Below are 12,484 nucleotides of genomic sequence, written 5' to 3' on the forward strand. Positions count from 1 at the left end.
CTAAAACATACATCCGCACAGGATTTGATTTAAAGTCCATTTTATTTACATTTCACAATAAGTATCTAAAACCCTGCGAGCTCTTGCTCTTTCGCAAGTTTACTCATTATTTACATTTCACAATAAGTATCTAAAACAAACATGGACACAGATAGTTTTACGGTAAGATATATATTTACATTTCACAATAAGTATCTAAAACGTGTACAAATAAATTCTGTTGATTTGCGTGGTATCGTATTTACATTTCACAATAAGTATCTAAAACCCGCTAACTTTTCTTCTTACTCCCATCTTACCTCAAAAGCCTATTTCTGTCGACCGACTGAAAACCAATGAAAATCCATCCTTCTCTACATGGTTTTCAAAACCAAAAACCACCAAACTCCCCTCACCCCAACCATTCCCATCTTTCTGTCGATCCCCAGCCTTTTTCATGCTACCAAAGGTCGACAAACAACCAAACACAAAAAAACAGCAACTCTAAAAGTTACTGTTTTCTTCATTAATCCTTAAAACAACGGATGCAACGAGCGATTTTCTTGAACGCCTTCGATTGCGCGGCCTAAGATACGGCCGATAGAAATGGTTGTTAGTTTGTCGAATTGTTTATCTTCTGGAAGGTCGATAGAGTCAGATGTGATGACTTCTTTGATATTAGAATTTTGTAAACGTTCGGTTGCGTTTCCGGCCATGACGGAGTGAGTTGCGCAAGCGATGACTTCTACGGCACCTTTTTCTAATAAAATATCAGCTGAAGTGGTGGCACGGACGCCGGTATCGATAATATCATCGACAACGATTGCGACTTTGCCTTTTACATCACCAATGACACTCATGATTTCGTCTTCATGCGGTCTTGGTTTACGGTTTAAAATAGCGATTGGCGCGTTTAGTCGGTCGGCGATTCTGCGGGCGCGAACTACGCCGCTGTGATCTGGCGCGACTACGACAACGTCTTTTTCGCCGTAATTTTCTATCAAATAATCACCAATTAGCGGAATTGCTGAAAGATGATCGATTGGAATGTTGAAAAAGCCTTGAATTTGAGCTGCGTGTAAATCTACTGTGATTAAACGGTCTGCTCCAGCTCTTTGAATTAAATTGGCCATTAATTTGGCGGTAATTGGTTCTCTTGAGCGTGCTTTTCTGTCCTGACGAGCATAGCCATAATAAGGCATAATTATATTGATTGAGTGAACGGAAGCGCGTTTTAAGGCATCTACCATGATTAAAAGTTCCATTAGGCGTTCGTTGACGTTTGAGTTCATCGATTGAACTACATACGCGTTCGTTCCGCGGATACTTTCCTCAATATTAATTTTCACTTCTCCATCACTGAACTTTTGGAGCTCCACCTCACATAAAGGTATATCTAGATAATCTGCAATTTTTGTCGCAAGTGGTCTCTCACTCGTCACAGAAAAAAGTTTCATTTTGCCTGCCATTGCTATCTCCTTCCGCCGTACTGATTTCTTCTCCTTATTATTATATAGAACTGTCTAGGCATTGTCTACTAGCTAAAATGTTTCACAAATCAAAAAAGGTCGAAAAAGCAATTAGCGCTCTTTCAACCTTTTTATTTATGTCAGCCTCTTAATTCGGCTTGGATTTCTTTGAGTTTTTTTGGAGTTACGTCATCGCCAAGTGGGTCAATAATCGTTACATGATGTAAATTATCTTGGACTGTCCCTCTGATTTTTTTCAAGTATTCTTGACGAAGGGCAGCTTGTCTTTCTTTTTCAAAAGCAGTTAATCCTTCACTTTTTTGTTTTGCAGCAAGTTCATTAATATTTTTTAATAACAATTTCATGCTATCCCTCCTATCATTTTAAAGTTACTTTTAATAAGTAACTAACCAAATTATAATATAAAGGTCAATAAAAGTCAAACTTCTTTTCCGGGTCGCGTATTCTTCTTTTTTTGCGTTCGTATATAAGATCCATTAATGCCCCCGAACCAAGCAGGACGCCAATAATGATAAAAATGAACCCAACTAGCTGTGGGATTCTAATTGCTTCACCAAGGAAAAGCAACGCGCCAATTAATGAAAATAACGGATTAAAATTCATAAAAATGGCGGAGCGTGATGGGCCAATTTTCCCGACCGCATAGTTATAAACGAAATTACCAAAGGCTGTCGCAACTACTGCTGATACAACGAAAAGTAGCCAAAGTTTCCACGAGTGAACCGCCATTAATTCTGACATACCAGCAGGCTCCATGAAACGACTTACGGCAAACAACATAACCGAGCCAAGAAATAGCATATATCCGGTCATCAGCCCTGTGTCCATCGATCCTGCGAGCTTTTTAATAATAATGAAACTAAATGCCTGGGAAGCCATCGCGATAAAAATATAGATATCTCCAATCGAAATCCCACTTACGCCCGTCCCATTAGAAAGCACAACCAAACTCACCCCAAAAATCCCCGCTAAAAACCCAACCGCTCGCCAAGCTCCAATTCGTTCACGGAGAAAAATGACAGAAAAAATCGCCACAACAATTGGTGCAGAACCAAGAATAAGCCCCGCATTCGTCCCAGTCGTCAGCTTTAAACCATTCGATAAGAAAAAATGATGGATAACAATATTAAAAATACTTGCGAGAAAAATTAAGCCAAATTCCCGTTTTGTAGGCAGTCGCAATTTTTTTGTTATAAATAAGATAATGATAACCGTAATTGCTGCGGTGAAAATCCGAAAAGACGTCATCGTAACCGTTGGAAAATAGCTAACTAACACCTTCGTCATCGTTACGTTAAAGCCCCAACTCGCCATCACTGCAATTAATAAAAAATAAAGTCCTATTGGTGCTTTCTCTTTTTGCAAAACAAACACTCCTTTTTTATAGAAAAATGCCCCTTAAATTACTTTAAGGGGCATTTCATAGCGTCATCTTCCGCAGCTTTCCACAAAGCTATAACGCGGAAAATGGGGCAGTGATACTTAAGTCACTGCTTGTAGGCTCATCGCATAGACCCAACTATAGCATGGATAAATTTTTCTGTAAAGGGTTATTTGGTGAATTCTAACCAAATCGACGCAATTCTTTCATGTCCTGCTTTGGTTGGGTGAACGCCGTCTTCTGCTAAATAAGTCGGGCCATGTTTGATAGCGAGCGCGTTCATTAATCCATCAAGCGGAATAAGTGTTGCGCCAAATTCTGCTGCAAGTTCGCGCACAGCTCCAATTTTCGGATCGAGATCGCCGCGCCATTCTTTTCGGTCTTCCGGATAAGGTAATACAAACGGCTCCATCAAAACAAGTTCCGCATTTGTTTCTTCTTTAATCCGGCTCAAAATCACACGATACACTTCTTTAAATGCCGTCACCGAAGTATCTTCCCATCTGCTAAAACTAAACCACGTATCATTTATCCCAATCATGATTGTTACGACATCGGGAGCAAGCGAAAGCGCATCTGCCTCAATACGACGATGTAAATCCGCCACTCGGTTCGCACTAACGCCACGATTTATAACCGTTACATCTTCTTTTCCAAGCTGATCTGCAATCATTTTCACATAACCATGCCCTAATTCCTGGTCATTTTCAAAATCGCGCCCAGCATCTGTCACACTATCACCTAAAAAAAGCAACTTCTTCATTCGGTCCGTCTCCTTTAAATTTCCTGATGTCTTATTATAACAAAAAAACCTTAAACTTAGACGATTAATCTAAATTTAAGGTTTTTGACTTCATTAAAATTGTTTATGCAGTAAATCAAGCACATGACGCAATTCATTAACATCAATTTGCCCAGGAGCCGATGCTTTTTTCGCAGCGCCAAATGTCATTGCGGAGCCAAATACTTCTCCAGCAAGACGGCTAATGACACCAGTTCCCGCCATCGACATCGTAATGATTGGTTGGCTCGCTTTTTCAGATACGGTATTTGTTGCATCTAATAAAGTTAGTACGTCCGCAGCAGATTTTGGCATTACGGCGATTTTCGGAAGATCCGCGCCGAGTGCTTCCATGCGAGTTAAACGAGAAACGATTTCTTCTTTCGCAGGTGTTTTATCAAAATCATGGTTCGACATCACTACTTTTACATTGTTCTTGTGAGCTGTTTCAATTAAGCGTAAAACGTCCGCTTCTTCATTGAAAAGTTCCACGTCAACTAAATCAATTTTGCCAGTTCCAGCTAGAGTTTCATTTAATTCAAAATAAAATTCGTCACTGACAGCTAATTCGCCGCCCTCTTTTGCACTTCGGAAAGTGAATAAAATCGGTGTTTCTGGTAAAATTGCGCGAATTTCGCCAAGTGCAGCTTCCACTTTAGCTAAATCTTTTACGTCTTCAAAAAAGTCAACGCGCCATTCGACAACGTCCAAATCAATTGTTTGTAACATTTCTGCTTCTTCTTTAAGCGCAGCAACCGTTTTACCGACCATTGGTACACAAATTTTTGGCGCACCTTCACCAAACGTAACATTCTTTACGACTACTTTATTCATGTATAATTCTCCTCATTCGATATTATGTTTTAAGATTAGCGATAACCTTGTTCTTTTGCAAGTTTTTAAAATAGGATTTCTTTAATGTAATCTACTGGCATTTCTTTGTGTGTCCAAATTTCGAAAGCTTTCGCACCTTGCCAAAGCATCATTCCTAAGCCGTTAAGTGTTTGACAGCCTTGTTCTTCGGCGATTTCAAGCAATCTTGTTTTGGTTGGTTTGTAGACAACATCCGAAACGATTAATTCTGGACGAAGCATATCCGCACTTGGTAAAAGTGTTTCGCCTTCGAAAGGTTTCATCCCAACGCCAGTGGCATTCGTGAAAATAACACTTTCAGCGATTTCTTTACGTAATTGTTCGTGGTCTTCGATATCAAATAATTGTGCTTTACAATCTGTTTTCGAATTGATTTTTTCTACTGTTTTTTCTGCATTCGCGTAAAAATCGTCTTTTCTGTTGAAAATAGAGATTTCTTTTACGCCGTCAAGAGCAGCTTGGATGCAGATAGCCGTTGCCGCACCACCAGCGCCACAAATCGTCATTTTTTTGCCGATAATGTCATGTCCAGCTTCTTTTAAAGCTCGCATGTAGCCCGTTCCGTCTGTAATGTGGCCAGTTAACACGCCGTCATCATTAACAACTGTATTGACCGCCCCAACAAGTTCAGCGGCTGGAGAAAGTTTATCTAAGTATTTATGAATGTTTGTTTTGTTTGGCATGGAAACGTTCCAGCCACGTAAGTTCATTGCGCGAAATCCTTGTACAACGTCTTTCAGTTCTTTGTCCCCAACTTCAAAAGCAAGGTATACATAATCAAGCCCCAATTTTGCAAAAGCTTCGTTATGCATGGTTGGTGATAAACTGTGTCTGATTGGAGTGGCGATTAAACCGATTAATTCTGTGTGTCCTGTAATTCTTTCCGTGATTTTGCTTGTCATAATAACATCGTTCCTTTCCAAATTAAGGTTTATTTGTGAAAATGTGAACTTATATAAAGAGCGAATGTGGCAAAGCGGAGTCCGCCTTGCCAGTTCGGATTACAAAGAGCCAATTTTTTCTAATGTAGTTAAAATATTTCTTCCTTCGCGAACGCCTTCCAAGATTTTTCTTGTTGCAGCGCTGTCGCCAATATTTACGATTTCAATTTGTTTTTCTTTGCCGTAAGCCGCAAGTTCTTCCATAAGTGGGCGTTCTGGTCGCATTCCTAGGCAGACGAAGCCGTAATCAAATGGAATCTCGGCGTCTACTCCGTCATGTTTCACTTTGAAATGATCTGCTGCTACTTCCGTCAGTGCTGTTTCTGTTTGCACATCGACGTGGTTTTTCTCAATAATATCCATCATCGAAAGTCGCGTAATCATATCCAAGTCTTTACCAAGGATTGGCATCATTTCTACAATTGTAACATCCGAGCCGCGTTCTGAGAAGTACTCGACCACATCAAGTCCAACTGCACCACCGCCGATAACTGCAACTTTTTTGTTACTAAATTCGGTAAAGTCATCGATATTCGAAATAAGTCCGAAAATCGAATGAACTTTACTACCTTCTTTGTCAATCACGTCAAGCAAACCTTTAATTGGTGGAAGTAATGGTTTGGATCCTGTGGCATTTACTACCACATCAGGATTAAATGTATCAATAAGCGCAGTATCAGCTTTAGTGCCTGTAATAACTTTCAAATTGGTTAATTTTTCTGCTCGGTTCGCTAAATAATTAGGGAAATCGGCAATTCTACTTTTATCTGGAAGGTTAGCAATTGCTCGCGCCAAGCCACCAGTTTGTTCATTTGCTTCAATTAGCGTTGTGTTACAGCCAACTTCGGCCGCCGTACAAGCTGCTTCAAGTCCTGCTGTTCCGCCGCCAATTACGACAACATTTGTAGGACGAGTTACTTTTGTTTCTTTGTATTTATCTTCATGAATAATATCTGGATTTACAGTACAGCGAATTGGTTTCGATTTCGAAATCCGGTGATCCGCGCAACCGATATTACAAGAAATACATTTTCGAAGCATGTCTTCTTGACCAGTTGCCACTTTGTTCACCCAGTTAGGCTCAGCAATTAAGCCGCGTCCCATCGCAAGTAAGTCAGCGTATCCTTCTGACAAAATTTTCTCGGCCGCTTTTGGACTGCGAATGTTTCCCGAAGTAATCGTTGGTTTGTTAAATTTATCTTTTACCGCTTTTGCAAGGTAGCTTCTCCAGCCATCTTCCAAGTTCATTTGGTCAATTTGTAAGTATAAATTATCGTTAATTGCCGCTGATACATTCAAAATATCCGCTTCTTCTTGGCAATAATCTAGCAGTTCCAAAATATCTTCTAAATGGTTGCCGCCTTCTGTAAATTCATCTGCACTAAAACGCAGCACGATTGGGAAAAATGGGCCAACTTCCGCGCGGACTTTTTCCAAAATTAGTTTGACGATACGGGCGCGATTTTCAGGCGTTCCACCAAATTCGTCTGTCCGTTTGTTGTAAAGTGGCGATAAGAATTGGCATAGCAAGTATGAGTGTCCGCCGTGGATTTCGACTGCATCAAAGCCAGCTTGTTGGGCGCGTCTCGCTGCATCGCCGTATTTATTGACGATTTCATAAATTTCTTCGACAGTAAGCGGACGAGGCACAGTGCCGCCTTTTTTAGATGGAATATCTGACGCAGAAACTGGTTGAAGTCCGTTCAAACGTGCTGGATAAGCAGATGCACCGGCGTGGTTGATTTGGATTGATACACAAGTTCCATGTTTATGAAGACGTTCTGTTAATTTGTAAAATCCAGGAATATACTGGTCATTGTCAATTCGAAGTTGGGTTGTTCCGTTTGTACCATAAGGAAAATCTACACAAGCGTTTTCAATAGTGATCAGACCTGTGCCACCTTTTGCGCGTTGTTCGTAGTAATTCATATGTTCTTCTAAAAATTCGCCATTTAATCCAGCTAGGTTTGTTCCCATTGGCGGCATAATTACACGGTTTTTAATCGTCATTCGTTTTACAGTTAGTGGTTCAAAAATACTCGGATAATCTGTCATAATAAGCCTCCTGCGACTATAATCTCAGCAAATGATTTGTTACATTATTCACGTTCAATAATGCACAATCTTATTTCTCTTTCATTATAAGGCAGGAATAATTATTAATCTAATGTATATTTTTCGATTTATCCATAGATTTTTTCTATACAATCGCTTACAATAGAGTTATCAAGGCATTCCGAGGAGGTTAACCGATGAACTTGCGTCAACTATACTACTTTAAAAAATTGGCCGAACGAGAGCATTACACGATTGCAGCCGCCGAACTCTCCATTACCCAGCCTAGCCTAAGCCACTCTATCGCAGAACTTGAGCGCGAACTTGGCGTATATTTATTCGAAAAACAAGGCCGCAACATCCGTTTAACAAAATACGGTCGCTTCTATTTAACCTATGTGGAAAAATCACTCGCCGAACTAGAAAAAGGCGAAAAATTGTTACATGAATTAACTAGTCCTTCTCACGGAAATATTGATTTAGGCTTTATTTACACAATGGGCGCGCACACGGTTCCCGAACTCGTCCAAAATTTCACCAAAGTCGAAAGCCATAAAGACATCACATTTTCCTTTTTTCAAGGAGCGACAAAATCGATTATTCCCGACTTAAAAAATGAAAAATTCGACCTAGCGATTTGCTCCTACGTCGAAAATGAACCCGATATTGAGTTTTTACCATTAACCAAACAAGAGTTAGTCATTGTCGTTTCTGAAAACCATCCACTTGCTAAATATGATTCGATTGATTTAAAAGACACTGCCGATTATTCGTACATTTTCTTTTCTGACACGAGTGGCCTTAGACCGCTCATTGATTCCCTTTTTGCTGAAATAAATATCCAGCCAAAAATCGGCTGTTATGTCGAGGAAGATACCGCAATGGTTGGGCTTGTGAGCGTCGATTACGGCATTTCGATTATGCCCAAAATCTCGTCATTATCACATTATAACGTCAAAGTATTATCCATCAACGAACCAAAACATGACCGTTTTATCTACCTAGCCAGCCTGAAAAATCACTACATTTCGCCAGCATCCAAGGCTTTCAAAGACTTCGCATTACGCTACGGCGAAAAACATTTCCTATAAAAAAGGAGCCAAATAGATGGCTCCTTTTTTATTTAAAAGTAAATACTTCCCGCTTCGGCATCTGCATTAAATCGGTACAAATCGCCAACTTTTTCTAAATACGGTAAATACTCGATATTCTCCATAAATTCTACTTCATCCGGCAAAATCCCCGGCTTCGTGCAACCCTCTAGCGTTTGGTAAAGTATCTCTGCTGAGAAAGTTTCCGGCAAGAAATCGCGAATCGCCGTCGTCAGTAAAAATTCTTCTGTAATCGCACTAAATGCTTTTTTCAGCATATCTAAATGGTCAAAAGCAAGCGGTAGTTCCAGTGCTTCCGTCATTGGGAAAAGCCCGATATCCACCGCATCATCCCCAGCCGCGCGTTTCTCTAAAGCTTCTGGTGGCACAATCGCATAAAACGCCCGCGAAATAATCCAACCGCGCGGATCACGCCCCGGTTTATCAAACACACCAAAAGGAATCAGCGGAATATTCGTCAAACTTGTTTCTTCTTCTAGTTCACGCTCAGCCGCTTGGTCCGCAGATTCATTTTCATCCACAAATCCGCCCGGAACCGCCCATTTTCCGCCTTCGATATTTGGTTTGCCTTCCGCATTTGTGCTGCTTCGTTTAATTAATAAAATATGTAAGGTTGGTTTCCCGTTCAACTCTTTTACTGTCGTCAAAATCATATCACTCGTATAGCCATCTGGTGTTCGAAACTCTTTTGCATTATACTTTTTCAGCGCATCTTCTTTGTTCACAAATTCTTCTGTCATTTTAAAATCAGACTCCTTTTTGTGTATTTAGCTCTTTCCATTATAGTATCATAAAAAAAAGAATTTGTTCCAATCGCTGGAACAAATCCTCTTATTTTTCGATAATTGTGCGACCTTTATAAGTGCCATCTGGTGAGATGCGGTGTGACATACGGTATTCGCCTGTTTCACTATCGCGACTCAAACCTGGTGCTGTTAAGCCTTTATGCGTACGGCGCTTGTTTTTCTTCGCTTTGGACGTACGTCTAGCTGGAACTGCCATCTTGCTCGCCTCCTTATTTCTTACACTTGTTTCATTGTAACGCTAATCACCCGAAACATCAATCTTACAAATCCGCCAAATCCTTCACCCATTCATTCAAAGGACGACGCGTTTTTGCCTCAGGAACATCAGCTAAACTACTTAAATGCAAAGTCCCGACAATTTTTTGCTCAGCAGGAATACCTAAATCATCCGCAAACTTCGCATCAAAAATAAACCGATTCGTCCGCCAAATCATCCCAATCCCCGCTTCCCAGCCAAGCAATTGGATATTTTGGATAAACGCACTAGTTGCTCCGATTGATTCGAAATCCTTCTTCCCGTGCCCGATAATGTTCGTCGTCACGATGAGTAAGTACGGCGGCGTAATAATTTTCTTCGCATAGCCCGCTTTTAAATCCGCAACCTCTGCTTCGGAAAAAGTAACCCCTTGTTCGCGCTCATTGAAAGCGATAATTTTCTCGATGTAACGTTCTTTTTCAGCAAGCGTGTGCAGTACATAAACATTCCACGGCTCTACTTTGCTATGAAAAGGTGCAAAGGCTGCTTGCTCTAAAATAGTGTTGACTGTTTCTCTTGAAATTGGCGCGTCGTTCGCTTTTTTAATGCTGCGACGTTCCATAATTGTTTTTTCAATCATGTTTAATTCCCCCTTAAATGATAAACGTTATCATTTAGAGGATTATAGCATGATTGGATTGTGGGTTGCTAGTAAAGGGGCTTTTGTGGTGGATTCTGAGTTTTTTTATTGTGCTTAAAAGCTTTTCTCTCTCCGCTTTCCAGTCCATAACAATCTTTTTAAACTCAAATATAGATAGATTTATTGTTGGATTTAACTCATCATCATCCAACAGTCCATCGAAAGCGTCATAAATCATACATTCATTTTTCCGAATTTCTACTATGCTTCTTTCTGTTCCGATTTCCTCAAATTCACTCTCGCCATTTTCGATTTTATTATTTTTATCCAAAATATCCTCTAACGTAATTGATGAAAAATCTATATTTAACAAGTCCCCCAATCCAGTATATTGTTCTCCTGAAAAGTGTATAACCGGAACTTTTCCAAACCCTTTTTTCTCAAAAACTTTATAACTTATTTCCATTAATGCTTCACCTTTAATGTTATTTACGAATAAAATAGTTCCTACATCTAAAGCAATGTGACTATTAATTTAGATAGCCTATCTTACTCTCTCTTTCTCAGCCGCCAACCAGTTTTTATGTGATAAAACTACTTTAGATAAATATTCCTCTGTATAAAATTCTTGAGGCGTAAGCTGGTTTTCAACACCTTGAAATTGAAAAGGCATACCCACTGGAGATTTCAAATCCAGCCAAAACTCACTGATTTCCAACAAAGCATCAACGTAGCCCTTATCCATAATGCTATTTAATAAATCATTAACTAAAACCCATCTCCATCTATAGTAACTTTTCAAATCATTTTCACTAGATTCATCAACTAAATCCAGAAGCCTAAATATTTCAATCTCATCATATGGTTTAAATAGACTTCCTAGCTCCCATAAGTAAGGGTTTTCTTCATTTTCATTTTTAGTCAAATAGGCTAATATGTATTTCATTACGACTTCATCATTCCATATCGGTTGTAAGTAGAAATCCCTATCTAAAAAGCCAAACCTACCTAATTTAAGCTCATTCCATGAAAAAGGAATATCATTTTCTTTAAATTTCGTTATATCCATTTTTTATTGACACTCCCATTTAACTTAGGATTTCTGAGAAACTTTTTTGTGTATATTTTTAAATTGAAAAAGAACGTTCATTTTTAAAATGGATACTCATTTATCTTTCATGAATTTATTTGTTCTTTTGTTGCCGGAATCATCTCTTTAGGTCTTTCAATAAATTGACCATTTTCCATTGTAATCAAACAATTATCACACGTTTTATAGATTTTACTTCTATCTGTAGATGAAGCAATTTTTAAATTTGCATCCTGACAACTCGGGCATAGTTCATCTGTCATAAATGTGGCTATATCCCATACCATATGAATTACATTGCTACAAATTTCTTTTTCGTCCGCTCTGATTAGCGTTTCTGAATACCCTAGTACTAAACCTTCCAAATTATCATCTGTAGTTCCTAAAAAGAATTCACTTTCTTTGAATTGTTCAATACTATTTAAACTATCTTCTAAAATATACTTTCTAAAGATTTTATCGTGATTATTTATAAATAAAATGAGCTTTCCAAAAAATAATGGTAGTTTGTTGTTATCAAATTTTCTATATAGATCAATTATTTCTTCGTTCATTGTATACCTCCTAGGGTTTTGGTATTGGATAAGCAGTAATTAAATTACCCGCTTTGTCTGTTAAAATCCGAATATAGTTGGTTGGCTTCCCTCCGTTATCAGGTATACTAGGTTTTATAGTACCCGCAGTTTCACCAATATTAATTATTCTTTCAAACTGATTTCCAGGAATTTCTTTAACTTCTATTTTCACAGTTTCTTTACTTGATAAAATATTTTTAAGTTTATCCTGACTAATGGTAAACTGACCAGCATTTCTATTTGGATTAAAATGTCTATCGACTATATGATTGAAACCTGCATTACCTGAAGAGCTAAATCTTGTAGGGCCATTGGCTATATTTATTCTAGACTGAGCTATACCAATACTTGATTTCGGTAGAGCCGATTCACTAGCATTTTTAATTTCCTCCAATTCACTTTTTGATATAGAAAGCTTCTTTCCTCGATATTTTTTCGTCGTGTAGCCAAAAACTAATGAGGTTAAAATGCCAAAACTTTGCGCTTTGCTTATTTCTTGACCAGTTATCGGATCTTTATTTTGCTTCAGTGATTCTAGTGTGGCTTTTAACAGCTCGCCTTCTTC

14 protein-coding genes, 1 pseudogene and 1 CRISPR repeat array (1 of these 16 only partly in view) are annotated in these 12,484 nt (G+C 38.9%); of the genes and pseudogenes, 1 reads left to right on the top strand and 14 read right to left on the bottom strand.

The window, feature by feature from the left end; translation table 11 throughout:
* A CRISPR array of direct repeats spans positions 1 to 268; the repeat unit is 30 nt; unit sequence TATTTACATTTCACAATAAGTATCTAAAAC; it begins 284 nt to the left of the window's first position.
* Between the two features lie 244 nt (positions 269 to 512).
* From HCJ55_RS12880 to HCJ55_RS12910, 7 genes are all read right to left on the bottom strand, one after another.
* The gene (locus HCJ55_RS12880) at positions 513 to 1,448 is read right to left on the bottom strand and encodes a ribose-phosphate diphosphokinase (protein WP_003725720.1); all 936 of its coding nucleotides are present in this window, start codon (positions 1,446 to 1,448) and stop codon (positions 513 to 515) included.
* A 140-nt stretch (positions 1,449 to 1,588) separates the two neighbouring features.
* Entirely contained in the window at positions 1,589 to 1,813 is a 225-nt protein-coding gene (locus tag HCJ55_RS12885) for a DUF896 domain-containing protein (RefSeq protein ID WP_003721282.1), read from the bottom strand.
* Between the two features lie 64 nt (positions 1,814 to 1,877).
* On the bottom strand, positions 1,878 to 2,834 hold the full coding sequence (locus tag HCJ55_RS12890; RefSeq protein ID WP_185518500.1) for a DMT family transporter: 957 nt from the start codon (positions 2,832 to 2,834) through the stop codon (positions 1,878 to 1,880).
* Between the two features lie 185 nt (positions 2,835 to 3,019).
* Entirely contained in the window at positions 3,020 to 3,613 is a 594-nt protein-coding gene (locus HCJ55_RS12895; RefSeq protein WP_185518502.1) for an SGNH/GDSL hydrolase family protein, read from the bottom strand.
* 93 nt (positions 3,614 to 3,706) lie between these two features.
* Complete coding sequence (gene aroD, locus HCJ55_RS12900; protein WP_185518504.1) at positions 3,707 to 4,465, bottom strand: type I 3-dehydroquinate dehydratase; 759 nt, start codon at positions 4,463 to 4,465, stop codon at positions 3,707 to 3,709.
* Between the two features lie 65 nt (positions 4,466 to 4,530).
* Positions 4,531 to 5,406 carry a shikimate dehydrogenase gene (locus HCJ55_RS12905; protein ID WP_023547987.1) on the bottom strand — a complete coding sequence of 292 codons (876 nt, stop codon included), beginning with the start codon at positions 5,404 to 5,406 and terminating at the stop codon, positions 4,531 to 4,533.
* A gap of 99 nt (positions 5,407 to 5,505) precedes the next feature.
* Complete coding sequence (locus tag HCJ55_RS12910; protein WP_185518507.1) at positions 5,506 to 7,500, bottom strand: NAD(P)/FAD-dependent oxidoreductase; 1,995 nt, start codon at positions 7,498 to 7,500, stop codon at positions 5,506 to 5,508.
* 197 nt (positions 7,501 to 7,697) lie between these two features.
* Between HCJ55_RS12910 and HCJ55_RS12915 the strand changes: the two genes are divergently transcribed.
* Entirely contained in the window at positions 7,698 to 8,591 is an 894-nt protein-coding gene (locus HCJ55_RS12915) for a LysR family transcriptional regulator (protein ID WP_185506687.1), read from the top strand.
* Positions 8,592 to 8,623: 32 nt separating this feature from the next.
* Here HCJ55_RS12915 and HCJ55_RS12920 read toward each other — a convergent pair whose 3' ends face one another.
* The 7 genes and pseudogenes from HCJ55_RS12920 to HCJ55_RS12950 all read right to left on the bottom strand — a co-directional run.
* Complete coding sequence (locus HCJ55_RS12920) at positions 8,624 to 9,352, bottom strand: NUDIX domain-containing protein (RefSeq protein WP_185518509.1); 729 nt, start codon at positions 9,350 to 9,352, stop codon at positions 8,624 to 8,626.
* 91 nt (positions 9,353 to 9,443) lie between these two features.
* On the bottom strand, positions 9,444 to 9,614 hold the full coding sequence (gene rpmF, locus HCJ55_RS12925; RefSeq protein ID WP_003718584.1) for a 50S ribosomal protein L32: 171 nt from the start codon (positions 9,612 to 9,614) through the stop codon (positions 9,444 to 9,446).
* A gap of 64 nt (positions 9,615 to 9,678) precedes the next feature.
* Positions 9,679 to 10,254, bottom strand: coding sequence for a nitroreductase family protein (locus HCJ55_RS12930; RefSeq protein ID WP_185518511.1), 576 nt, complete (start codon positions 10,252 to 10,254; stop codon positions 9,679 to 9,681).
* A gap of 34 nt (positions 10,255 to 10,288) precedes the next feature.
* Positions 10,289 to 10,720: a hypothetical protein gene (locus HCJ55_RS12935; protein WP_260451400.1), complete on the bottom strand. Its 432-nt coding sequence runs from the start codon at positions 10,718 to 10,720 to the stop codon at positions 10,289 to 10,291.
* 78 nt (positions 10,721 to 10,798) lie between these two features.
* Positions 10,799 to 11,323, bottom strand: a complete 525-nt coding sequence (locus tag HCJ55_RS12940; protein ID WP_185518513.1) for a DUF2247 family protein — start codon at positions 11,321 to 11,323, stop codon at positions 10,799 to 10,801.
* 107 nt (positions 11,324 to 11,430) lie between these two features.
* On the bottom strand, positions 11,431 to 11,898 hold the full coding sequence (locus HCJ55_RS12945) for a hypothetical protein (RefSeq protein WP_185518515.1): 468 nt from the start codon (positions 11,896 to 11,898) through the stop codon (positions 11,431 to 11,433).
* 10 nt (positions 11,899 to 11,908) lie between these two features.
* Positions 11,909 to 12,484, bottom strand: a pseudogene (locus HCJ55_RS12950) (T7SS effector LXG polymorphic toxin); the annotation flags it as partial.

The sequence above is a fragment of the Listeria marthii genome (genome assembly GCF_014227425.1).
Classification (GTDB): domain Bacteria; phylum Bacillota; class Bacilli; order Lactobacillales; family Listeriaceae; genus Listeria; species Listeria marthii.